Source organism: Streptomyces marokkonensis (genome assembly GCF_039539045.1).
Classification (GTDB): domain Bacteria; phylum Actinomycetota; class Actinomycetes; order Streptomycetales; family Streptomycetaceae; genus Streptomyces; species Streptomyces marokkonensis.
Genome location: NZ_BAABCQ010000042.1, coordinates 26,406 through 48,938 on the forward strand (window position 1 = coordinate 26,406; position 22,533 = coordinate 48,938).

A 22,533-nucleotide genomic window follows, 5' to 3' on the forward strand; every position below is an offset into this window, starting at 1 on the left:
CATGGACCGGTCGGGGAACGGCAGCCCGCGGGAGCATGGACCGGTCGGGGAACGGCAGCCCGCGGGAGCATGGACCGGTCGGGGAACGGCGCCCCGCACGAACGCAAGCCGACCGCGCGCGGCAGCCGGCGGGAGCGGGGGCCGGTTCGGGGAACGGGGGTCGCGCACCGGGGCGGGTTGTCACGCCCGGCCGCTACGCTCGAGCGCATGGCTGCCAACTCGACTCCCGAAAGCCCCCTGCCCGTGGGCGAGGTGTCCCGGCTGATCGGGGGCTGGATCGACCGGCTGGGCGCGGTGTGGGTCGAGGGGCAGATCACGCAGCTGTCCCGGCGGCCGGGCGCGGGGGTCGTGTTCCTGACGCTGCGCGACCCGTCGTACGACATCTCCGTGAGCGTGACCTGCTACCGGCAGGTGTTCGACGCGGTGGCGGACGTGGTCGGCGAGGGCGCGCGGGTGGTCGTCCACGCCAAGCCGGAGTGGTACGCGCCGCGCGGGCAGCTGTCGCTGCGGGCCGCCGAGATCAAGCCGGTGGGCGTCGGGGAGTTGCTCGCACGCCTGGAGCAGCTGAAGAAGGCACTCGCGCGCGAGGGACTGTTCGCGCCGGAGCGGAAGAGGCCGCTGCCGTTCCTGCCGCACCTGATCGGTCTGGTGTGCGGGCGGGCGTCGGCGGCCGAACGGGACGTCCTGGAGAACGCGCGGCACCGCTGGCCGGCCGTCCGCTTCGAGGTGCGCAACGTGCCTGTGCAGGGCGTGCACGCCGTGTCGCAGGTGGTGCAGGCGGTGAAGGAGCTGGACGCGAAGGACGACGTCGACGTGATCGTCGTCGCGCGGGGTGGTGGCAGCGTGGAGGATCTGCTGCCGTTCTCCGACGAGCAGCTGGTGCGGGCGGTGGCCGCGTGCCGGACACCGGTCGTCTCGGCGATCGGGCACGAGCCGGACAATCCGCTCCTCGACCATGTCGCCGACCTGCGCGCCTCCACGCCGACCGACGCCGCGAAGAAGGTCGTACCGGATGTCGGCGAGGAGTACGAGCGGGTGCGTCAGCTGCGGGACCGCGCGCGGCGGTGCGTGGCGGCGTACGTGGACCGCGAGGAGCGGGGGCTCGCCCACGCGCTGGCCCGGCCGTCGATACAGGACCCGCACCGAATGATCGACGAGCGGGCCGAGCAGGTGACGGCGCTGCTGGAGCGGGGCCGCCGCTCGCTGCGGCACCACCTCGACCGGGCCGACTCCGAGCTGACGCACACGCACGCGCGCGTGGTGGCCCTCTCCCCCGCCGCGACCCTGAAGCGCGGGTACGCGGTACTGCAGCGGGCCGACGGCCACGCCGTCCGTGACCCCGGCGAGGTGGAGCCGGGCGAGACGCTGCGCGCACGCGTCTGTGAGGGTGATTTCTCCGTACGAGTCGACGCATAAGGTGGGTGGATGACCAGCGAGGTGGAGCAGCCGACGGCCATGTCCGAGGCGCTCGGTTACGAGCAGGCGCGGGACGAGCTGATCGAGGTCGTACGGCGGCTGGAGGCCGGCGGTACGACGCTGGAGGAGTCCCTCACCCTGTGGGAGCGGGGCGAGGAGCTGGCGAAGGTCTGCCGCCGTCGGCTGGACGGCGCCCGGGCCCGCCTCGACGCGGCGCTGGCCGAGGAGGCCGGAACGGACGACGAGGACGGGGACGGAGACGGAGCCGGGAAGCGCTAGCCGCGCGGGGCGTCGGTCAGGACCTACTTCGCGCTGTCCTCGGCGAGGGTGTGTGCGACGAGGGCGTTGGCGTGTCCGTGGCCCAGGCCGTGCTCGGTCTTGAGCCAGGCGACGAGTTCCATGTGCTTGGTGAGCGGCGAGGAGCGGATCAGCTCCTTCCACTCCGCGACCGGACGGCCGTACTTCTTCTCGATCGACGGGAAGTAGGAAGCGGGGCCCTTCGCGGTGGCGGTCATGTCGATGCGATCCCATCTGTGCGAGGTCATCCGTGGGAGCTCGTCTGTGCGAGCTCGTCTGTGCGAGCTATCCGTGCGAGCTCATGGTCCGAGGCGGTGTCGTACTGCTTGTAGGACCTCTGAGGCCGCCAGAAGTGACCGCCCGGCCGACGTGATTCGCGTCACTCCGCCTCCAGGGCGGTGAACCGGGGCCACGGCGTGTCCGGACCGGCGTCGTCCGCGATGCCGATGCTGAGGGTGAAGCCGCCCGCCCCCCTCGACCGGTTCCCGCCAGTCCGCTTCCAGGGTGCGGTGGTGCTCGCCGTCGACGACCACGCGTACCGCCTCGGGTGTCACGGAGACGCTCACGCTGTGCGTGGCGGCGGGATCGAGGTGACGGGTGGGTCCGGTGCGGGTGCGTCCGGAGCCGCGTTCGGTGAGGTGCGCGGTGCTGCGGCCGATCCACAGCGTCGTGGGGTGCTCGCTGTCGGCCCGCACGGTGATGGTGACTCCGACACGCGCGTGCAGTCGTCCGGCGGTGGCGCGCAGTCGGTACTCGGTCCAGTCGGCGGTGGCGATCGGGCGGTAGACGGCCGAGACGTACTGGGTGCCGCGAGGCTGCCGGCCCGCACCGGTGAGCGCGTCGACCCCGACCCGCGCGGGGCCACCCGACACCTGCCAGTGCTCGGGGCGGGACGGACAGCGGCCGTCGGACGTCGGCGGGCCGCACCGGGGCCCGGCGTGCGATGTCGCGCAGCAGGGCCGCCGGGGTGGTGTCCCGCATGACCTCCAGGCGCTGGATCTCTCCGGCCGCGGCCGAGCGAGGGCCCGGCGGCGGCCGTGTGAAGCGGATCACCGCACCCCTCTTTTGGTTGAACGTTGAACTTCTCTGGCGTAGCGTCGTCCTTGTCAACGGCTCCGCGCCGATCCGGGCGGAGCCGACGCACACCCCGAGGAAGATCACGCATGTCTCTCGTTCTTGACCCCGCCGCCCAGGACCTGCTGTTCCGCGAGGCCCGCACCGCGAACACCTTCACCGACGAGCCGGTGACCGACGAGCAGGTGCAGGCGATCTACGACCTGGTCAAGTACGGTCCGACCGCCTTCAACCAGTCGCCGCTGCGCATCACGCTGGTCCGCTCCCCCGAGGCCCGCGAGCGTCTCGTCCAGCACATGGCCGAGGGCAACCGGCCCAAGACGGCCACCGCCCCGCTGGTCGCGATCCTCTCCGCGGACAACGAGTTCCACGAGGAGCTGCCGCAGCTCATGCCGCACGCCCCGCAGATCAAGGACGCCTTCTTCAGCGAGCGCCCGGTACGCGAGGGTGCCGCCACGCTGAACGCCGCCCTGCAGGCCGCCTACTTCATCGTCGGCGTCCGCGCCGCGGGCCTGGCCGCCGGCCCGATGACCGGCCTCGACTTCGACGGTGTCCGCAAGGAGTTCCTGGACGACGACCACACCCCGCTGATGGTCGTCAACATCGGCCGCCCTGGCCCGGAGGCATGGTTCCCCCGTTCCCCGCGCCTCGAGTTCGACCAGGTCGTCACCACGGTCTGAGACCGTCGCCCCGGCGAGTTCCGGCTTCCGGGGCTCAGCCGCCACACGCCGCTCCGCGTCACTCCGCGTACGACGAAGCCCCCGGTGCGCCGGGGGCTTCGTCGTACGCGGAGTACGGAGGACCACTGGACCACACCGAGCACGGAGGACTACGCGGAGCGCCGAGCACTGCGCGGAGTACGGAGGGGCTGCGGCGGAGTTCGGCGGTCGCTCACGCCAGCTTCAGCGCCGTCACCATCTGCTTCAGCTGGTCGAACGATCCCGTGCCCGCCACGACCGTCGTCGCGCCCTTCGTACCGTCGGTGTCGTGCAGCACCAGCGCGTCGTACCGGCCGCCCGTGTACCGGGCCCACGTCCGGCCGCCGATCTGCTCGGTGGTCTCGGTACGCTGCGCGCCCTGGCTGGCCTCGTCGATGAAGGCGGACGGCTTCTGCGTGGACTGCTTGATCTCCACGTATTCACCGTCGGGCGCGTGGTAGCCCAGGCGCCAGGTGTCGAAGTCGTCACCCCGGTAGCCCACGGAGGTCGGCTTCCAGTCCTTGGACAGCCCCTCGGGAGCCGCCACCGGGTACGGCGCGGCACGCCGCGCGGTGATCAGCTCGACCGAGTAGTCGACCCGCTTGAGGCCGGGCTCACCGTCGTCGTGCGGAATGAAAAGCCACATGACCAGTCCCGCGAGGACGATGACCCCCAGGGAGAGGACCATGTCCCGGGCCGTCTTCTGCTTGCCGCTCGTACCTGCCACGACCCTATCGTCGCAGGTCCCCGATGCGCTCATACGTGGGGTCCCCTGCTCATTCTGTCGGACTGGCGATAGAGTCTGGGCCACACCCTCATCCGGCCGTCGTCGTATCAGAAAGGTGCGTTCCGATGACCGAGCACCACCTGCCGTCCGAGCTGGACGTCCCCTCGGAGGCCCCCGACCGCAACCTCGCCATGGAACTCGTGCGTGTCACAGAAGCCGCGGCCATGGCCGCCGGCCGCTGGGTCGGGCGCGGTGACAAGAACGGCGCCGACGGTGCCGCGGTCCGCGCCATGCGGACCCTCGTCCACACCGTCTCGATGAACGGCGTCGTCGTCATCGGCGAGGGCGAGAAGGACGAAGCCCCGATGCTCTTCAACGGGGAGCGGGTCGGCGACGGGACCGGAGCCGAGGTCGACATCGCCGTCGACCCGATCGACGGCACCACACTGACCGCCAACGGCATGACCAACGCGATCGCGGTGCTGGCCGCCGCCGAGCGCGGTTCCATGTTCGACCCGTCCGCTGTCTTCTACATGGACAAGCTGGTCACCGGGCCGGAGGCCGCCGACTTCGTCGACATCAACGCGCCCGTGTCCGTGAACATCCGCCGGATCGCCAAGGCGAAGCGACGCACCCCCGAGGACGTCACCGTCGTACTCCTCGACCGCCCCCGGCACCAGAGCCTCATCAAGGAGGTCCGGGAGACCGGCGCCCGGATCAAGCTGATCTCCGACGGCGACGTGGCCGGCTCCATCCTGGCGTTGCGCGAGGGCACCGGCATCGACCTGCTGCTCGGCGTCGGCGGTACTCCGGAGGGCATCATCTCGGCCTGTGCCGTGAAGTGCCTGGGCGGCACCATCCAGGGCAAGCTGTGGCCCAAGGACAACGAGGAGCGGCAGCGCGCGATCGACGCCGGGCACGACCTGGACCGCGTGCTGACCACGGACGACCTGGTCGCCGGGGACAACGTCTTCTTCGTCGCCACCGGCATCACCGACGGTGAGCTGCTGCGGGGAGTGCGGTACCGGTCCGAGACGGCCACGACCGACTCGATCGTGATGCGGTCCAAGTCGGGCACGGTGCGGCGGATCGACTCCGAGCACCGGCTGAGCAAGCTGCGGGCCTACAGCGCGGTGGACTTCGACCGGGCGAAGTGACTCCGTCGGTCTCCCGGGGCGCCTACCGAACCGTGGGCGCCTGGCGAACCGTAGGTGCCTACCGAACCGTGGGCGCCTGGCGAACCGTGGGTATCTGGCGGGTGGCGCGGGCGGAGTGCGTGGCGCGGGCGGAGTGCGCTGGTCGCGCCCGCCCACGCGGCGGAGCCTCGGACCGGAGCCGCTCCGCGCCTCATGGCCGGCTGCCCCCTTGGCGTGACGAAGGCGCCCCCTTGTGCGGAGGGGGCGCCTTCGTCCTGTGCGGGGGACGCCTTCGTCGGCGTCCGGGTCAGCCGGCCGCGGCTATGCGGCCCGCCGCGGTGCGGGACGCCTTCTTGAGCTCGACGTCGCGGCGGCGGCGACGGGCCAGGACCACGCGGCGTTCGGCGGCGGTGAGGCCGCCCCAGACGCCGTAGGGCTCGGGCTGCAGGAGGGCGTGCTCGCGGCACTCGACCATGACCGGACAACGCGCGCAGACGCGCTTGGCCGCCTCCTCGCGGGACAGCCGGGCGGCGGTGGGTTCCTTGGAAGGTGCGAAGAACAGTCCGGCCTCGTCGCGCCGGCACACCGCCTCGGTGTGCCAGGGAGCGTCTTGGTCCCTGTCCCGCACGGGCACCCGCTGGGCCGGAACGGCGGCTACCTGCAGGGACGAATGCGGCGGTTGCAGCACGGTCTACTCCTGACGACGGCTTCGCGAGCGAGAGACGATGCGTCAAGGCTTACCCGTTGTACGCGTGCCTATGCACTGGGTTTCCAACCGTGATCGGAGCCGCGCTACACGTGCTTGCGCAAACCCTTCTCGACCGTGCGGTGCACCCGGTGGAGAATGTCCGCGACGACCTTGCCGCGCTTGGGGCGCGCCTCGACGGCACCGAAGACGGCCCAGCCGTCCACGTAGACGACGGGGGCCTCGGCCTCGGGCGAGTCGAGCGCGTCGACCTCGAAGTTGCCGAGCACCCCGCCACCCGCGCCGCGCAGCGACACGTTCTCCGGGACACGCACCTCGACGCTGCCGAAAACGGCGAACGCCTTGATCACGACCTGCTGGTGCTGGAAGATCGCCTCGCTGAGGTCTATTTCGACGCCGCCGAAGACCGCGTACGCGTGGATGCGGCGGCCCACGCGCCAGCGGCCCTTGCGGACGGCCCCGCTGAACACCGCCACCACGTTCTCCTCGGGGTCCGCCGGGACGGCGCCGGCGGTGGGGCGGTCGGGGGCCGGGGCGGCGGCCGGCCGGCCCGCGTGCGCGGCGGGCAGGTCCCGCACGAAGACGTCCAGCTCGCCGACCGTCTTGGCGGCCAGCACGCCCTCGACCCGGTCGGCGTGCTCCTCTGCGGTGAGCCGCCCCTCGGCGAGGGCGTCGCGCAGCATGTCGGCGATGCGGTCCCGGTCGGCGTCCGAGGCGCGCATCTCGGAGACGCGCGCCTCGGCGACACGCGGCGCGGCGTCCTGGGGTTGGGCGTGCTTCTGAAGGTCCACGGCAGCAGCGTACCGAAACGCGATAGATCGCGACCAGCCCCTGGGCGCAACCTTGTCGCGGCCGATCTCCTGGCCGCCGACCGTCGACGGCGTCGTCGCGCTCTACTGAGCCTTACCTCACAAGCTCGGTGCCGACGGCAGGTTTTACGCTGGTGGACGCTGCCAACGGAGGCCAGCCGTCGTTGCTGAGTAATCCAGCGCGCGTCATGCCGAGTGAGGAATGGGCGAGATGCCTGAGTTCGCGTACACCGATCTGCTCCCCCAGGGAGAGGACACCACTCCCTACCGGCTGGTGTCCTCCGAGGGTGTCTCCACCTTCGAGGCCGACGGGCGGACCTTCCTCAAGGTGGAGCCCGAGGCGCTGCGCAAGCTGGCCGAGGAGGCCATCCACGACATCCAGCACTACCTCCGCCCCGCCCACCTGGCCCAGCTGCGCCGCATCATCGACGACCCCGAGGCATCGGGCAACGACAAGTTCGTGGCGCTGGACCTGCTGAAGAACGCGAACATCGCGGCGGCGGGCGTGCTGCCCATGTGCCAGGACACCGGCACGGCGATCGTCATGGGCAAGCGCGGGCAGAACGTGCTGACGGCGGGCGGCGACGAGGAGGCCCTGAGCCGTGGCATCCACGACGCCTACAAGAACCTGAACCTGCGCTATTCGCAGATGGCTCCGCTCACCATGTGGGAGGAGAAGAACACCGGCTCGAACCTCCCGGCCCAGATCGAGCTGTACGCGACCGACGGCGGCGCCTACAAGTTCCTGTTCATGGCCAAGGGCGGCGGCTCGGCCAACAAGTCGTTCCTCTACCAGGAGACGAAGGCCGTCCTGAACGAGTCCTCCATGATGAAGTTCCTGGAGGAGAAGATCCGTTCGCTCGGTACGGCCGCCTGCCCGCCGTACCACCTGGCGATCGTGGTCGGCGGCACGTCGGCCGAGTACGCGCTGAAGACCGCGAAGTACGCCTCCGCGCACTACCTGGACGAGATCCCGGCCGAGGGTTCGGAGCTCGGGCACGGCTTCCGGGACCAGGACCTGGAGGAGAAGGTCTTCGAGCTGACGCAGAAGATCGGCATCGGCGCGCAGTTCGGCGGCAAGTACTTCTGCCACGACGTGCGCGTGGTGCGGCTGCCGCGGCACGGGGCCTCCTGCCCGGTCGCCATCGCGGTGTCCTGCTCCGCGGACCGGCAGGCGGTCGCGAAGATCACCGCCGAGGGCGTCTTCCTGGAGCAGCTGGAGACCGACCCGGCACGCTTCCTGCCGGAGACGACGGACGAGCACCTCGACGAGGCGGGAGACGTCGTCAGGGTCGATCTCAACCAGCCCATGGACGACATCCTCGCCGAGCTGACGAAGCACCCGGTCAAGACCCGGCTGTCGCTGACCGGCCCGCTGGTCGTGGCGCGCGACATCGCGCACGCCAAGATCAAGGAGCGGCTGGACGCGGGCGAGGAGATGCCGCAGTACCTGAAGGACCACCCGGTGTACTACGCCGGCCCGGCGAAGACGCCCGAGGGGTACGCGTCCGGGTCCTTCGGCCCGACGACGGCCGGGCGCATGGACTCCTACGTGGAGCAGTTCCAGGCGGCGGGCGGCTCCAGGGTGATGCTGGCCAAGGGCAACCGGAGCAAGCAGGTCACCGACGCGTGCGACGCGCACGGCGGCTTCTACCTCGGCTCCATCGGCGGACCCGCGGCCCGGCTCGCCCAGGACTGCATCAAGAAGGTCGAGGTCGTCGAGTACGAGGAGCTCGGCATGGAGGCGGTCTGGAAGATCGAGGTCGAGGACTTCCCGGCGTTCATCGTGGTGGACGACAAGGGCAACGACTTCTTCCAGGACCCGGCGCCGGCGCCGACGTTCACGAGCATCCCGGTGCGGGGGCCGGGTCTGGCGTAGCCCCGGCAGGGGATTCAGGCCCCCTGCGGCGTTCGCGAGGGGCGGGCCGGGCGGATGTCCCGTATGCAGTAGCCACGGAACATCCGCACCCCCTCACACGCTGTACCCGGTATGAGCGAATACCGCATCGAGCACGACTCCATGGGCGAGGTCCGCGTCCCCGCGGACGCCAAGTGGCGGGCGCAGACGCAGCGCGCCGTCGAGAACTTCCCCGTCTCCGGGCAGCGGATCGAGCGGGCGCACATCGAGGCGCTGGCCCGCGTCAAGGGCGCGGCGGCGAAGGTGAACGCGCGGCTGGGGGTGCTCGACAAGGACATCGCCGAGGCGATCCAGGGGGCGGCCGGCGAGGTCGCGGAGGGGAAGTGGGACGCGCACTTCCCCGTGGACGTGTTCCAGACGGGGTCGGGGACCTCGTCCAACATGAACACCAACGAGGTGATCGCCACCCTGGCCAGTGAGCGGCTCGGCCGGGACGTCCATCCCAACGACCACGTCAACGCCTCCCAGTCGTCCAACGACGTCTTCCCGTCCTCCATCCACATCGCCGCCACCGCCGCCGTCAGCCGCGACCTGATCCCGGCCCTCGACCACCTCGCCGGGGCCCTGGAGCGCAAGGCGGAGGAGTTCGCCGACGTCGTGAAGTCCGGGCGTACGCACCTCATGGACGCCACGCCGGTCACGCTGGGGCAGGAGTTCGGCGGGTACGCGGCCCAGGTGCGGTACGGCGTCGAGCGGCTGGAGGCGTCCCTCCCCCGGCTCGCCGAGCTGCCGCTGGGGGGCACCGCGGTCGGTACCGGAATCAACACCCCGCCCGGCTTCTCCGCCGCCGTCATCGAGGAGGTGGCCCGTGCGACGGGGCTGCCGCTGACCGAGGCGCGCGACCACTTCGAGGCGCAGGGCGCCCGTGACGGCATCGTCGAGACGAGCGGACAGCTGCGGACCGTCGCCGTCGGCCTGACGAAGATCGCGAACGACCTGCGGTGGATGGCGTCCGGGCCGCGCACCGGGCTCGCCGAGATCTCGCTGCCCGACCTCCAGCCGGGGTCGTCCATCATGCCCGGCAAGGTGAACCCGGTCGTCCCGGAGGCCGTACTCATGGTCGCCGCCCAGGTCACCGGCAACGACGCGACCGTCGCCACCGCCGGGGCGGCCGGCAACTTCGAGCTCAACGTCATGCTGCCGGTCATCGCCAAGAACGTACTGGAGTCGGTCCGGCTGCTCGCGAACGTCTCCCGGCTGCTGGCCGACCGGACCGTCGACGGCGTCGTCGCCCACCGGGAACGGGCCCGCGAGTACGCCGAGTCCTCCCCCTCCGTGGTCACGCCGCTCAACAAGTACCTCGGGTACGAGGAGGCCGCCAAGGTCGCCAAGAAGGCACTGGCCGAGCGGAAGACGATCCGTCAGGTGGTGTTGGAGGGCGGGTACGTCGAGCGCGGCGACCTCACGCAGGAGCAGCTGGACGAGGCGCTGGACGTGCTGCGGATGACCCGTCCGTGACCGGCGGCCGTCGTGAGCGCGGGCGCTCGTGACAGGCTCTCGCCGCGAACCCGGGCGCTCGTGGCAGGCGCTCGTCGGGATCACCGTCCCGATCACCGGCGCGTCGTGTGGCCGGGGCACCTAATATCTCTCCATGACAGACGGTGAAGCGATGAGCGCCGCCACGGAAGCGGAGGCGGAGGCGGGCGGCCCGGCCGCCCCGGCAAGGCACTGGGCCCCCGGCAGCCACATCCTGTGGCGGTACCGGGAGAACGGCGGCCCGCATTTCCACATCGCCCGCCCCGTCACCGTCGTACGCGACGACGCCGACCTGCTCGCCGTGTGGCTGGCACCCGGCACCGAGTGCGTGAAGCCGGTGATCGCCGACGGTACGCCGGTGCACCTGGAGCCGCTGGTGTCGCGCTACACCAGGCCGCGCACCGTGCAGCGCGACCAGTGGTTCGGCACGGGAGTGCTGAAGCTGGCGCGGCCCGGCGAGCCCTGGTCGGTGTGGCTGTTCTGGGATCCGGGCTGGCAGTTCAAGAACTGGTACGTGAACCTGGAGGAGCCGCTGGCCCGTTGGGAGGGCGGGGTCGACTCCGAGGACCACTTCCTGGACATCTCGGTCCACCCGGACCGCACCTGGCACTGGCGGGACGAGGACGAGTTCGCCCAGGCCCGGCGCGACCTACTGGTGGACGCCCGGCTCGCCGGGCGGGTACGGAAGGCGGGGCGTGCCGCGGTGGCGGAGATCCGCGCCTGGGGGACGCCGTACGCGGACGGCTGGGAACACTGGCGCCCCGATCCCTCCTGGGCGGTACCTTCGCTGCCGGGGGACTGGGACCGCACGCCCGCGCACGTGTCCTCGTGAGACCCTTGATACGCCCCCGGGCAAGAAACGTAGGATCGTCCTCCGCAAGGGAGCGCGGCAGCAAAGGCAGCAACCGGCGGAGTGTGCGCCGTGCTTGACCGAACGTCACCGAGGGGCGGCAGGACGTGAGCGAGGGGTACGAGGGCAACACGGGTACGGGCCGCAGACGGTCCGCCGGTGACACAGGAACAGCCTCTGACCACGCGGGAATCCCGTTCCCTGGGCACGTATTGCGGGTATCGGGATTTCTGCGGGACGAACTGCACGCGCCGCGCGCAGTCCCGGACGGACGGATTCGACACGCGTGACGGAGCACCCGACCTCCTTCGACCGCCCCCCGACGGGCGACGACCCCACGGACCCCCGCGGGGCGCTCCTGCGTACCCCCGTGCCGCCGCACGCCCCCGAGGCCGCGTTACCGGCACAGGGGCGCACGGGAGAGACGCAGCCCGCCGCGGGTGGGGACTCCCCCGGTACCTTCGAGCACGCCCAGCCGGGCGCCGAGCAGGCCGCCGAGCCCGCCACGCACCGTCCGCGGCCCACGCCCGACGGTGTCCCGGTCCAGCCGGGCGGCGGCCCCGGCCCTGCTCCCGGCACGCCGGCGGAGCCGCAGCGCCGTGCCGCGCCACTCGAACCGGAGCGCCGCACCGGGCAGCCCACCGCGCCCGGGCGGCCCACGCCCATGCGCCGGGACGGGGACCGGCTGCGCTTCGTGGGGGCCGCGACCCGGCGGATCGCCCGGGGCATGGACCTCGACGAGATCGTGATGGGGCTGTGCCGGGCCACCGTGCCGACGTTCGCGGACGCGATCCTGGTGTACCTGCGCGAGCCGCTGCCCGTCGGCGACGAGCGGCCCACGGGGCCCCTGGTGCTGCGGTTGCGCCGCACCGACCGGATACCGGTGGAACGGGACGCCGAGGGCGGGTTCACGCCCGCGGCCCAGCCCGAGCCCTCCGAGCTGGAGGCGGTCGGCTCCGAGCTGTGCGAGGTACGGCCGGGCAGCGCGCTCGCCGAGGTGCTCCGCGGGGTGCGCCCGGTCTTCACGGACACGCCCGCCGCCCGCGCCGCCCTGCCGGAACTCCTCGGTGACGGCGGGAACGACGGTGACTTCGCCGTGCCCGACGGCCGCCGGGCGATCCTCGCGCCGCTGCGCGGCCGGCGCCGGGTGATCGGGGCCGCCCTGTTCCTGCGCGGCCCGGAGCGCATCGCGTTCGAGGCCGACGACCTGCTGGTGGCCGCCCAGCTCGCCACGCACAGCGCGCTCGGCATCGACAAGGCCGTGCTGTACGGGCGTGAGGCGTACATCGCCGACGAGTTGCAGCGCACGATGCTCCCGGAGAACCTGCCGCGCTGCACCGGCGTGCGACTGGCCTCCCGCTACCTCCCGGCCGCCGAGACGGCGCGGGTCGGCGGCGACTGGTACGACGCCATCCCGCTGCCCGGCAGCCGGGTCGCGCTGGTCGTCGGGGACGTCATGGGCCACTCCATGACGTCGGCGGCCATCATGGGCCAGCTGCGGACCACCGCGCAGACCCTGGCCGGGCTCGACCTGCCGCCGCAGGAGGTGCTGCACCACCTCGACGAACAGGCCCAGCGCCTGGGCAGCGACCGCATGGCGACCTGCCTGTACGCCGTGTACGACCCGGTGTCGCACCGCATCACCGTCGCCAACGCCGGACACCCGCCGCCCGTGCTGCTGCACATGGACGGCCACGCCGAGGTGCTGCGGGTGCCCGCGGGCGCCCCGATCGGCGTGGGCGGCGTGGACTTCGAGGCCGTCGAGCTGGACGCCCCCGCCGGGGCGACCCTGCTCCTCTACACGGACGGGCTGGTCGAGTCCCGGCTGCGGGACGTGTGGACCGGCATAGAGCAGCTGCGGGAGCGTCTCGCGGCGACCGCGCAGCTGACCGGCCCCGACCATCCGCCGCCGCTGGAAGCCCTGTGCGACGAGGTGCTGGACATGCTCGGGCCGGGCGACCGGGACGACGACATCGCGCTGCTCGCCGCCCGTTTCGACGGCATCGCGCCCAGCGACGTGGCGTACTGGTTCCTGGAGCCCGAGGACACGGCTCCCGGCCGGGCCAGGCGACTGGCCCGGCGCGCGCTGGCCCGCTGGGGCATGGAGGACCTCACGGACTCGGTGGAGCTGCTGGTCAGCGAGGTCGTGACCAACGCGGTGCGGTACGCCACGAAGCCGGTCACCCTGCGGCTGCTGCGCACGGACGTGCTGCGCTGCGAGGTCGGCGACGACGTGCCGCAGCTGCCCCGGCTGCGGCAGGCGCGGGCCACGGACGAGGGCGGGCGCGGGCTGTACCTGGTGAACCGGCTGGCCCGGCGCTGGGGTGCGACACGGCTGAGCACCGGGAAGGTGGTCTGGTTCGAGCTGAACCGGGGCTGAGACCCGTACACGCCGAAGGGGCGCCCGGTGATCCGGGCGCCCCTTCGGCGTTCTGGCGACTGCGGCGGCTACTGCTCCCAGTCGCCGCCGGGGAAGCCCGGGACCTCCGGATCCGTGGACTCGCCGCCCGTCGGCGGTGGTTCGGTCGACGGGCTGCTCGACGGCGACTCGGTCGTCGGGTCACTGGACGGGGGTGCCTCGGTCGTCGGATCGTCGGACACCGGGGGCGCCTCGGTCGTCGGATCGTCGGACGCCGGAGGTGCCTCGGTCGTCTCCTCCTGCGTCGGCGACTGGGTCGGCGACTCGGGGGCCGAGGGCGACTTGGTCGGCTTCACCGCGTTGCCCTGCTTGGTCTCCAGGTCGAACTTGGTGACGTCGTCCATGACGCCGAAGGTGTACGCGGCCCAGATCTCCGCGGGGAAGCCACCACCGTTGACGCGGGGCACGCCGCCCGCCTTGTACATCGGGACCTGCGGGTGCGGCGCCTTGTCGTCCTCGCCGAACAGGCCCACGGAGGTGACCAGTTCCGGCGTGAAGCCGCTGAACCAGGCCGACTTGTTGTCGTCGGACGTACCCGTCTTTCCGGCGACCTGCTGGCCGTCGCGCAGCGGGTTCTCCCGCACGGACGCCCTGGCCGTACCGTCGTCGACCACGCCGGTGAGCACGGAGGTCACCGTGTCGGCGGCCTCCCGGCTGATGACCTGCTCGCCGATCGGCTCGGGGAACTCGATCCGGCGGTCCTTGTGCTCGACCGACTTCACGACGGCCGGGGTCACCTTCTTGCCGTGGTTGTCGAGGGTGGCGTAGATGCCCGCCATCTCCAGGGGGCTGGCGCCCATACTGCCCAGGGTCTGGGCCGGCACGGCCTGCATGCCCTCGGTGTCCATGCCGAGATCGTCGGCGACCTTCATGACCTCGGACATGCCTACGTCGATGCCCATCTGCGCGAAGACGGAGTTGACGGACTTGTTCATCGCCTCCTGGACGGTGACGTCGCCGTAGCTCTTGTCGTCCTCGTTGGGGGGCGCGAAGCCGACCTTTTGGTCGCCGTCCATGACGGGACGCTCGCTGGTGCCGTCGTAGATCGTGTTCGCGGTGATCGGCACGCCGTCCTGGGTCTCGGCGTCCTGCTCCACGGCCGCGGCGAGGATCACCGGCTTGAAGGTCGAGGCGGGCTGGTAGTCGTCGCGGGTGGCGTTGTTCATGTAGTGCTTCACGTAGTCCACGCCGCCGTACATCGCCACGACCCCGCCCGTCTTCGGGTCCACGGATACGGCGCCGGCCTGGACGTCGGCGTCGACGTCGCGCTTCTCGGGGTCCAGCTTGCTGGTGAGCTTGGCCTTGACCGCCTTCTCCAGCTCTACCTGCTTCTTCTTGTCGATGTTGAGCGTGACGGTGTAACCACCGAGGTCCACCAGGGCGTCCGCCTGGTCCATGTCCTCGGCGGCGCCCTGGGCGACGAGCCGCTGCTGGAGCGAGTGGTTGGCCGCCTCCACCAGGTACCCGATCTGGCCCTCCATCCCGGCGGCGGTCTTGGGCGCCTCGGGCTCCTGGAACTTCATACCCTGGCGTTCGGTCCGGTCCAGCCACTCCTGCTCGACCATGTTGTCCAGGACGTAGTTCCAGCGTTCCTGGACCATCTTCTTGCCGGTGTCGCTGGCGATCGCCCAGTCGTACTGGTTGGGCGCCTGGAGCAGCGCGGCGAGGTACGCGCCCTGCTCGACCGTCAGATCCTCGGCGTCGACGCGGTAGTAGGCCTGCGCGGCGGCCTGGATGCCGTAGGCGCCGCGGCCGTAGTAGCTGGTGTTGATGTACCCGGCGAGGATGTAGTCCTTGGGCTTCTCCCGGTCCAGCTTCAGGGAGATGACCAGTTCCTTCAGCTTGCGCGTGACCGTCTGGTCCTGGCTCAGGTAGAAGTTCTTGACGTACTGCTGGGTGATCGTGGAGCCGCCCTGCGCGCCCTTGCCGGAGAGCGTGTTGAGCACGCCGCGAGCGGTGCCCTTGAGGTCGACGCCGGAGTCCTTGTAGAAGGTCTTGTTCTCGGCGGCGACGAAGGTCCGCTGGACCTCCTTGGGCACCTTGGCCAGGTCGACGATCTCACGGTTGCGCTCGCCCGTGCGGGTCATGACGCTGCCGTCGCTGTACTTGTAGACGTTGCTCTGCAGCTCGGCCTCGGGGTTCCCCTCGGGGATGTCGATCATCATGTACAGCACGATGAAGGAGCCCATGCCGAGCAGGCAGAGGCCGAAGAACGTACCGAGGATCTTCTTCCAGGTGAACAGCCTGCGTATGAGGCTCTTCCCGTCCTCGCCCGACGAACGGCGGGGTTTCGACGCCGCGCGGCGGCCACCGCGCTGCCGCGCTTTTCTCTCTTCCGCTCGTCCCATGGCTCCGATCCGCTCCGCTTCGTTCATCTGTGGCCACGTAGCGCGCACGCGCCACACAGGTTCGCCGCTCACGTCAGCTCAGAAAGCTAACACCGGGAGATATGACAAACGGCTGCCGATCCGTCCTTGTACGGACGTGAGAATCAGCACCCGTTCCGATGGAACCGACGTACGAGAGGGGCTCAAGGTTGCCATTCGACGGTAAAGTGATATCACTTAGATAGACCGACGATAGGCGCCGGGCGTGCGCGAGCAGGCCCGGCCGGAACGGGGGACCACCCATGTCCACGCACGACACGCACGACACGCACGACACTTCGCAGGTCGGCGCCGACGTACCCGAGATGCCGGCGCCACGGGTGCGCGAGACACAGGCGCACAGCATCGGCGGCGGCTTCGCGCTACTGCTGGGACTGGTCGGGCTGCTCGTGGGCGCCGTCCTGATCGTCGCCGCGACGGCGGTCGCCTCGGTCGGAGGCAAGGCCGCGCTGATCATCGGGGGCATCGTGGTCGCCCTGGCCGCTTTCCTCGCGATGTGCGGGCTGAACATGGTGGCGCCGGGCGAGGCCCGGGTGGTGCAGCTCTTCGGGCGGTACCGGGGGACGATCCGGCAGGACGGACTGCGCTGGGTGAACCCCCTCACCTCACGCACCAAGATCTCGACGCGGGTGCGCAACCACGAGACGGCCGTCCTGAAGGTGAACGACGCCTACGGCAACCCCATCGAGCTGGCCGCCGTCGTGGTGTGGCGGGTGGAGGACACCGCGCAGGCCACCTTCGAGGTGGACGACTACATCGAGTTCGTCTCCACCCAGACCGAGGCGGCCGTACGGCACATCGCCATCGAGTACCCCTACGACGCCCACGACGAGGACGGCCTCTCGCTGCGCGGCAACGCGGAGGAAATCACCGAGAAGCTCGCCGTCGAACTGCACGCGCGCGTGGAGGCGGCCGGCGTGCAGATCATCGAGTCCCGCTTCACGCACCTCGCCTACGCGCCGGAGATCGCCTCGGCGATGCTCCAGCGGCAGCAGGCCGGCGCGGTGGTCGCGGCCCGGCGGCAGATCGTGGACGGCGCGGTCGGCATGGTCGAGGCGGCGCTGGCCCGGATCAGCGAGCAGGGCATCGTGGAGCTGGACGACGAGCGCAAGGCGGCGATGGTGTCCAACCTGATGGTCGTGCTCTGCGGTGACCGCGCCGCCCAGCCGGTCCTGAACACGGGCTCCCTCTACCAGTGACCTCCCCTTCCACCCCTTCCGAAGGGCCGCACCCGGAGCAGGAGGGGCCGGCCACGCCGCGCCGGGCGCGTCAGCAGCGCAAGCAGGTGCTGCTGCGGCTGGACCCCCAGGTCTACGAGGCACTGGCCCGCTGGGCGGGCGACGAACTGCGCTCGGCCAACGCCCAGATCGAGTTCCTGATCCGCCGGGCGCTCGCGGAGGCGGGCCGCCTGCCCAAGGACGCCGGACCGCTGCCGCGCCGGGGCCGCCCACCCCGGGACCCGGATCCGGGGCCGGGCACGGGGCCGGACACGGGACCGGGGCCGGGCACGGGACCGGGGCCCACGCCGCCCACGCCGCCTTCGTGACGACGGCAGAGACGACAGCCCGCGCACGCCGCGCCACCGCATCGCACGCATCGCCTCACAGCGCATCGAGCGGCGGCGCGGCTTCCGTCGTGGCGGGACCCGTGACAATGGACCCTGACCAGCGGCCCAGTCCGTGTCATCACCATCTCTGCACTCGGCGTATACATAGCGGGTATACACCGTGTGTAGAGTGCTCCGCATGTCCATCGGTCACACCCTCCTGGGGCTCCTGGAGTCCGGGCCGCGCCACGGTTACGACCTGAAGCGCGCCTTCGACGAGAAGTTCGGTCACGACCGGCCACTGCACTACGGCCAGGTCTACTCGACGATGTCCCGCCTGCTGAAGAACGGCCTCGTCGTCGTCGACGGCATCGAGACCGGCGGCGGCCCCGAGCGCAAGCGGTACGCGATCACCGACGCGGGGATCACCGACGTACAGCAGTGGCTCGCCACGCCCGAGAAGCCCGAGCCGTATCTCCAGTCGACCCTGTACACCAAGGTCGTCCTCGCGCTGCTCACCCGGCGCGACGCCGCCGACGTCCTCGACACCCAGCGCTCGGAGCACCTGCGCAGCATGCGCATCCTGACCGACCGCAAACGCAAGGGCGACCTCGCCGACCAGCTGATCTGCGACCACGCCCTGTTCCATCTGGAGGCCGACCTGCGCTGGCTCGAACTCACCGCGGCGCGCCTCGACAAGCTCCGTGAGGCGGTAACTCCCCGATGACTCCTCCCGCAGGTTCGCTGCTCTCGGCCGAGCAGCTGCGCAAGGCCTACGGCCCGACCTTCGCCCTCGACGGCGCGGAGTTCTCCATCCACCCCGGCGAGGTCGTCGCCGTCATGGGCCCCTCCGGGTCCGGCAAGTCGACGCTGCTGCACTGCCTCGCCGGCATCGTGCCACCCGACTCGGGGACGATCACGTACAACGGGCGTGAGCTGTCCGCCATGAACGACGCCCAGCGCAGTGCGCTGCGCCGCTCCGACTTCGGGTTCGTGTTCCAGTTCGGGCAGCTCGTGCCGGAGCTGACCTGCGTCGAGAACGTCGCCCTCCCGCTGCGTCTGAACGGCACCCCCCGCAAGGAGGCCGAGCGGACCGCGCTGACCTGGATGGAGCGCCTCGAGGTCGACGACCTGGGGAAGAAGCGGCCCGGCGAGGTCTCCGGCGGCCAGGGGCAGCGGGTCGCGGTGGCGCGGTCGCTGGTCACCGGCCCCCGAGTGCTCTTCGCCGACGAGCCGACCGGCGCCCTGGACTCCCTCAACGGCGAGCGCGTGATGGAGCTCCTCACGGACGCCGCCCGCACCACCAACGCCGCCGTCGTCCTCGTCACGCACGAGGCCCGGGTGGCCGCCTACTCCGACCGGGAGATCGTCGTACGGGACGGCAAGTCCAGGGACATGGAGCGCGCCATATGAGCGTGCGCCAGTGGGCCCGGGACCTGGCCATGGGCGTCCGCTTCGCCTTCACCGGCGGGCGCGAGGGGTGGACCCGGGCCGTACTGACGGCCGTCGGCGTCGGGCTCGGGGTGGCGCTGCTCCTGCTGACGACGGCGGTCCCGAACGCGCTCGACGTCCGGCACGACCGGGAGGCGGCACGCTCCGACCTCACCTACGGCTCCGAGGCGATACCGAAGGCGAACGACACCCTCGTGATCGCCGATGTCGACACGGACTTCCGCGACGACAACGTCCGGGGCCGGGCGCTGGATCCCGAGGGCCCACGGGCACCGCTGCCGCCGGGGATGGACAAGTTCCCGGCGGCGGGCGAGATGGTGGTCTCTCCCGCGCTGAAGGAGCTGCTGGAGTCGGACTCCGGCGCGCTGCTGCGCGAGCGACTGCCGGACCGGATCGTCGGCACGATCGGGGAGAGCGGGCTGATCGGCTCCGCCGAACTCGCCTTCTACCGGGGCGCGGAAGGGCTCGCGCAGTCCATCGGTTCCGGCCGGATCGAACGTATCGACCGGTTCGGTGACCCGGAACCGGGGCCGGACCAGTCCGACCCGGTGCTGCTCCTGCTGGTCCTCGTCGTCTTCGTGGTGCTGCTGATGCCGGTCGCGGTCTTCATCGCCGCCGCCGTGCGGTTCGGCGGCGAGCGACGGGACCGGCGGCTCGCGGCGCTGCGGCTGGTGGGCTCCGACAGCCGCATGACCCGGCGTATCGCCGCCGGTGAGGCCCTGGCGGGCTCGGTTCTCGGGCTGGTCTTCGGCGCCGGGTTCTTCATGGTCGGGCGCCAGTTGGCGGGGACCGCCGAGGTGTACCGCATCAGCGTGTTCCCGAGTTATCTCAACCCCTCGCCGCTGCTGGCCGTGCTGGTCGCGGTCGCGGTGCCGACGGCGGCGGTGCTGGTGACGCTGCTCGCACTGCGCACAGTGGTCATCGAACCGCTCGGTGTGGTGCGCGCGAGCCGTCCGGCCCGGCGCCGGCTGTGGTGGCGGCTGCTGCTGCCGGTGGCCGGACTGGCCATGCTCTACCCGATGCTCGGTGCCGGCCGCGAGAACGGTGACTTCAACCAGTACCTGGTGACCGGCGGCGTCGTCCTGCTCCTGGTCGGCGTGACCGCGCTGCTGCCGTGGATCGTGGAGACCGTCGTCGCCCGGCTCGGTTCCGGCGGCGTGGCCTGGCAACTGGCCGTACGCAGGCTGCAGATGAGCAGCGGTACGGCGGCCCGCATGATCAACGGCATCGCGGTGGCCGTCGCCGGGGCGATCGCGCTGCAGATGCTGTTCGCCGGGGTGGACGACGACTACACCAAGAACACCGGGCAGGACGTGGAGTGGGCGCAGATGGAGGCGATCCTGCCCAGCGAGGTCGCGATGGCCACGGCGACCGGCAAGTTCCGCGACACCGAGGGTGTGAAGACGGTCTACGGCTACTCCGAGGGCTACCTCGGCGACCGCGCCCAGGAGCCGGTCCACGGCTCGACGCTGACCGTGGGCGACTGCGCGTCGCTGCGGGAGATGGCCAAGCTGCCCTCCTGCGAGGACGGGGACGTGTTCGTCGTCCACGGTGCCGAGTGGGACGCCGGGGAGGACATGACGAAGCTGGCCGCGCCGGGCCGGAAGCTGTACGCGGACCCGTCCTACGAGGGCGGCCCGAAGAGCAAGGAGATCCCCTGGACGGTGCCGCAGGGCGTCAAGGCGGCGAAGCCGCGGCCCAATCTGCTGGCCGGAATCGACCGGGGCGGCTTTCTGGTCACGCCGAAGGCGATGCCGGACACGCTCGCACCGGCCCTGGACGGGCACGCCTACCTCAGGCTGGACGAGTCGGTGGCGGACGCGCACGACCAGGTACGGAACACCACGGCGGCCCTCCATCCGCTGGCGGACTCCATGACGTGGGCGGCAACGGAAAGGACCGGCCGGTTCGACGCCATCCGCACCGGTCTGTTCGTCGGGGCGGTGTGTGTGCTGGCACTGATCGGCGCGAGTCTGCTGGTCTCGCAGCTGGAGCAGCTCCGCGAGCGCAAGAAGCTGCTGTCGGCCCTGGTCGCCTTCGGCACCCGGCGTCGCACGCTGAGCCTGTCGGTGCTCTGGCAGACCGCGATCCCCATCGCGCTGGGCCTGCTGCTGGCCATGGTGGTGGGCCTGACGCTGGGCACGGTCCTCCTGAAGATGACGGCCACCCCGGTTCGCGTCGACTGGCCCAGTGTCCTGTCCATGACCGGCATCGGCGCCGCGGTCGTCCTGGTGGTGACCCTCCTCAGCCTGCCATCGCTGCTGCGGCTGATGCGGCCGGAGGGGTTGCGCACGGAGTAGCTCCGCGGGTCTCGCGCCGGCCCCTTCGCCGGTCTGTCCCCTCGCCCGTCGGCGGGCGGACAGACCGGCGGAGGGGCGTGGGCCCCGCCGTCGGCCGACGGCGGGGCGGGTCGGCGGTCGGGGGCGCGCGTCGCCCGACGGCGGCGGCAGGCCCGCGGGCCGGAAACCGGCGTCGGCCGACGGCGGGGGCACACCTACGCAGCGGAAACCCGCATCGGCCGACGGCGGACGGAGAGCTCCGGTCGGGGCCCGCACCGGCCGACGTCCGGGAACAGAACACCGGCCGAGACCGGTACCGGCCGACCGCCGGGAACATACCGGGCGAGCGTGGGGACCCGTCGGCGCTCGACCGGGCGAGGGCGGGGAACCGCGGGCGCTCAGTCGTGGACCGTCCGTACCGGCAGGTCCCCCATCGCCTCCCGCAGGGCCACCGCCAGTTCCTCGTACTCCGCGGAGCGCGCCGCGCCCGTGCGCATGGCGAGGGCGACGCGACGCGTCGGGGCCGGGTCGGCGAAGGAGCCGGTGAGGAGGTGGCTGGAGCGGGACGTCTCCACGCGGACCGCCGTGCGCGGCAGCAGCGTCACCCCGAGGCCGCCCGCCACCAGCTGCACCAACGTGGACAGTCCGGCGGCCGTCGTCGTCGCCGGGACGCCCGCGCGGCCCGCCTCCCGGCAGATGTCGAGCGCCTGGTCGCGCAGGCAGTGGCCCTCGTCGAGCAGCAGCAGCTTCAGCTCGCGCAGCGCCGCGCGCGGGATGCCCTCCCGGCCGCCGAGCCGGTGACCGAGCGGGGTGACGAGCACGAAGTCCTCGTCGAAGAGCGGTAGTTCCGTGACCCCGGGCACGCCGAGCGGCACCGCGAGCAGCAGCAGGTCGAGGCGCCCGGAGGTGAGGCCGTCCAGCAGACTCGCCGTCTGTTCCTCGTGGACCTGGAGGTCCAGGTCCGGGTAGCGGTCGTGGACCAGACGCAGCACCGTCGGCAGTAGATACGGCGCCACCGTGGGGATGACCCCGAGCCGCAGCGCACCGGTGAACGGCGCCCGTACCGCCTCGGCCTCCTCCAGCAGCGCGCCGACCTCCGCGAGTACCGCCTTCGTCCGGACCGCGAGCCGTTCCCCGGCCGGCGAGAGCAGTACCTTCCGCGTCGTACGCTCCAGCAGCGTGACACCCAGTGCCTCCTCCAGCGCGGAGACGGCGCCCGAGAGCGCGGGCTGGCTCACGCCGATCGCGGCGGCGGCATCACGGAAATGCAGATGCTCCGCGACCGCGGCGAAAGCCCGCAGCTGGGCGAGGCTGGGCTGCCTCTTCCTGGCTGCCACTAATAG

General features: G+C 71.5%; 20 protein-coding genes. 13 read left to right on the plus strand and 7 right to left on the minus strand.

Annotated elements, in window-relative coordinates; translation table 11 throughout:
• Positions 1-207 precede the first annotated feature (207 nt).
• Entirely contained in the window at positions 208-1,416 is a 1,209-nt protein-coding gene (xseA, locus tag ABEA26_RS13385) for an exodeoxyribonuclease VII large subunit (protein ID WP_345592231.1), read from the plus strand.
• A gap of 9 nt (positions 1,417-1,425) precedes the next feature.
• A complete protein-coding gene (locus ABEA26_RS13390; protein ID WP_345592233.1) occupies positions 1,426-1,695 on the plus strand; it encodes an exodeoxyribonuclease VII small subunit in 270 nt (89 codons plus the stop codon).
• Between the two features lie 23 nt (positions 1,696-1,718).
• On the opposite strand, the gene ABEA26_RS13395 is transcribed toward ABEA26_RS13390, so the two are convergent.
• Complete coding sequence (locus ABEA26_RS13395) at positions 1,719-1,931, minus strand: DUF4287 domain-containing protein (RefSeq protein ID WP_345592235.1); 213 nt, start codon at positions 1,929-1,931, stop codon at positions 1,719-1,721.
• Between the two features lie 81 nt (positions 1,932-2,012).
• Positions 2,013-2,585, minus strand: coding sequence for a hypothetical protein (locus tag ABEA26_RS13400; protein ID WP_345592237.1), 573 nt, complete (start codon positions 2,583-2,585; stop codon positions 2,013-2,015).
• Between the two features lie 291 nt (positions 2,586-2,876).
• On the opposite strand from ABEA26_RS13400, the gene ABEA26_RS13405 reads away from it, so the two are divergent.
• Complete coding sequence (locus ABEA26_RS13405) at positions 2,877-3,467, plus strand: malonic semialdehyde reductase (RefSeq protein ID WP_345592239.1); 591 nt, start codon at positions 2,877-2,879, stop codon at positions 3,465-3,467.
• Between the two features lie 211 nt (positions 3,468-3,678).
• Here the strand turns inward: ABEA26_RS13405 and ABEA26_RS13410 are convergent, their stop codons facing one another.
• Positions 3,679-4,212, minus strand: a complete 534-nt coding sequence (locus tag ABEA26_RS13410) for a DUF4245 domain-containing protein (protein ID WP_345592241.1) — start codon at positions 4,210-4,212, stop codon at positions 3,679-3,681.
• Between the two features lie 125 nt (positions 4,213-4,337).
• On the opposite strand from ABEA26_RS13410, the gene glpX reads away from it, so the two are divergent.
• On the plus strand, positions 4,338-5,369 hold the full coding sequence (gene glpX / locus ABEA26_RS13415; protein WP_345592243.1) for a class II fructose-bisphosphatase: 1,032 nt from the start codon (positions 4,338-4,340) through the stop codon (positions 5,367-5,369).
• Between the two features lie 286 nt (positions 5,370-5,655).
• Here glpX and ABEA26_RS13420 read toward each other — a convergent pair whose 3' ends face one another.
• Together ABEA26_RS13420 and ABEA26_RS13425 are read right to left on the minus strand one after the other, a co-directional pair.
• A complete protein-coding gene (locus tag ABEA26_RS13420; RefSeq protein ID WP_345592244.1) occupies positions 5,656-6,036 on the minus strand; it encodes a WhiB family transcriptional regulator in 381 nt (126 codons plus the stop codon).
• Positions 6,037-6,140: 104 nt separating this feature from the next.
• Positions 6,141-6,845 (minus strand): DUF1707 SHOCT-like domain-containing protein, encoded by a 705-nt coding sequence (locus ABEA26_RS13425; RefSeq protein ID WP_425587830.1) that lies wholly within the window; start codon positions 6,843-6,845, stop codon positions 6,141-6,143.
• 229 nt (positions 6,846-7,074) lie between these two features.
• On the opposite strand from ABEA26_RS13425, the gene ABEA26_RS13430 reads away from it, so the two are divergent.
• From ABEA26_RS13430 to ABEA26_RS13445, 4 genes are all read left to right on the plus strand, one after another.
• Positions 7,075-8,742 carry a fumarate hydratase gene (locus ABEA26_RS13430; protein WP_345592246.1) on the plus strand — a complete coding sequence of 556 codons (1,668 nt, stop codon included), beginning with the start codon at positions 7,075-7,077 and terminating at the stop codon, positions 8,740-8,742.
• A gap of 111 nt (positions 8,743-8,853) precedes the next feature.
• Positions 8,854-10,239: a class II fumarate hydratase gene (locus tag ABEA26_RS13435; protein WP_345592247.1), complete on the plus strand. Its 1,386-nt coding sequence runs from the start codon at positions 8,854-8,856 to the stop codon at positions 10,237-10,239.
• A 133-nt stretch (positions 10,240-10,372) separates the two neighbouring features.
• Positions 10,373-11,089 (plus strand): cytidylyl-2-hydroxypropylphosphonate hydrolase, encoded by a 717-nt coding sequence (gene fomD, locus ABEA26_RS13440; protein ID WP_345592249.1) that lies wholly within the window; start codon positions 10,373-10,375, stop codon positions 11,087-11,089.
• 304 nt (positions 11,090-11,393) lie between these two features.
• On the plus strand, positions 11,394-13,487 hold the full coding sequence (locus ABEA26_RS13445; protein WP_345592251.1) for a SpoIIE family protein phosphatase: 2,094 nt from the start codon (positions 11,394-11,396) through the stop codon (positions 13,485-13,487).
• Positions 13,488-13,555: 68 nt separating this feature from the next.
• Here the strand turns inward: ABEA26_RS13445 and ABEA26_RS13450 are convergent, their stop codons facing one another.
• A complete protein-coding gene (locus tag ABEA26_RS13450; RefSeq protein WP_345592252.1) occupies positions 13,556-15,874 on the minus strand; it encodes a transglycosylase domain-containing protein in 2,319 nt (772 codons plus the stop codon).
• 281 nt (positions 15,875-16,155) lie between these two features.
• Between ABEA26_RS13450 and ABEA26_RS13455 the strand changes: the two genes are divergently transcribed.
• The 5 genes from ABEA26_RS13455 to ABEA26_RS13475 all read left to right on the plus strand — a co-directional run bounded on the left by ABEA26_RS13455 (position 16,156) and on the right by ABEA26_RS13475 (position 21,211).
• Positions 16,156-17,112 (plus strand): SPFH domain-containing protein, encoded by a 957-nt coding sequence (locus ABEA26_RS13455; RefSeq protein ID WP_345592253.1) that lies wholly within the window; start codon positions 16,156-16,158, stop codon positions 17,110-17,112.
• Entirely contained in the window at positions 17,109-17,459 is a 351-nt protein-coding gene (locus tag ABEA26_RS13460) for a type II toxin-antitoxin system antitoxin (protein WP_425587831.1), read from the plus strand. The genes ABEA26_RS13455 and ABEA26_RS13460 overlap by 4 nt, the downstream gene beginning before the upstream one ends.
• Before the next feature lie 199 nt (positions 17,460-17,658).
• Positions 17,659-18,186: a PadR family transcriptional regulator gene (locus ABEA26_RS13465; RefSeq protein WP_345592255.1), complete on the plus strand. Its 528-nt coding sequence runs from the start codon at positions 17,659-17,661 to the stop codon at positions 18,184-18,186.
• A complete protein-coding gene (locus ABEA26_RS13470) occupies positions 18,183-18,872 on the plus strand; it encodes an ABC transporter ATP-binding protein (protein WP_345592256.1) in 690 nt (229 codons plus the stop codon). Before ABEA26_RS13465 ends, ABEA26_RS13470 begins: the two co-directional genes overlap by 4 nt.
• Positions 18,869-21,211, plus strand: coding sequence for an ABC transporter permease (locus tag ABEA26_RS13475; protein WP_345592258.1), 2,343 nt, complete (start codon positions 18,869-18,871; stop codon positions 21,209-21,211). Before ABEA26_RS13470 ends, ABEA26_RS13475 begins: the two co-directional genes overlap by 4 nt.
• A 377-nt stretch (positions 21,212-21,588) precedes the next feature.
• On the opposite strand, the gene ABEA26_RS13480 is transcribed toward ABEA26_RS13475, so the two are convergent.
• Positions 21,589-22,527, minus strand: coding sequence for a LysR substrate-binding domain-containing protein (locus ABEA26_RS13480; RefSeq protein WP_345592263.1), 939 nt, complete (start codon positions 22,525-22,527; stop codon positions 21,589-21,591).
• Positions 22,528-22,533 lie beyond the last annotated feature (6 nt).

Coding starts and splice junctions, on each gene's coding strand:
- xseA (WP_345592231.1), top strand. CDS start 208: ATGGCTGCCAACTCGACTCCCGAAAGCCCCCTGCCCGTGGGCGAGGTG.
- ABEA26_RS13390 (WP_345592233.1), top strand. CDS start 1,426: ATGACCAGCGAGGTGGAGCAGCCGACGGCCATGTCCGAGGCGCTCGGT.
- ABEA26_RS13395 (WP_345592235.1), bottom strand. CDS start 1,931: ATGACCGCCACCGCGAAGGGCCCCGCTTCCTACTTCCCGTCGATCGAG.
- ABEA26_RS13405 (WP_345592239.1), top strand. CDS start 2,877: ATGTCTCTCGTTCTTGACCCCGCCGCCCAGGACCTGCTGTTCCGCGAG.
- glpX (WP_345592243.1), top strand. CDS start 4,338: ATGACCGAGCACCACCTGCCGTCCGAGCTGGACGTCCCCTCGGAGGCC.
- ABEA26_RS13430 (WP_345592246.1), top strand. CDS start 7,075: ATGCCTGAGTTCGCGTACACCGATCTGCTCCCCCAGGGAGAGGACACC.
- ABEA26_RS13435 (WP_345592247.1), top strand. CDS start 8,854: ATGAGCGAATACCGCATCGAGCACGACTCCATGGGCGAGGTCCGCGTC.
- fomD (WP_345592249.1), top strand. CDS start 10,373: ATGACAGACGGTGAAGCGATGAGCGCCGCCACGGAAGCGGAGGCGGAG.
- ABEA26_RS13450 (WP_345592252.1), bottom strand. CDS start 15,874: ATGGGACGAGCGGAAGAGAGAAAAGCGCGGCAGCGCGGTGGCCGCCGC.
- ABEA26_RS13455 (WP_345592253.1), top strand. CDS start 16,156: ATGTCCACGCACGACACGCACGACACGCACGACACTTCGCAGGTCGGC.
- ABEA26_RS13465 (WP_345592255.1), top strand. CDS start 17,659: ATGTCCATCGGTCACACCCTCCTGGGGCTCCTGGAGTCCGGGCCGCGC.
- ABEA26_RS13470 (WP_345592256.1), top strand. CDS start 18,183: ATGACTCCTCCCGCAGGTTCGCTGCTCTCGGCCGAGCAGCTGCGCAAG.
- ABEA26_RS13475 (WP_345592258.1), top strand. CDS start 18,869: ATGAGCGTGCGCCAGTGGGCCCGGGACCTGGCCATGGGCGTCCGCTTC.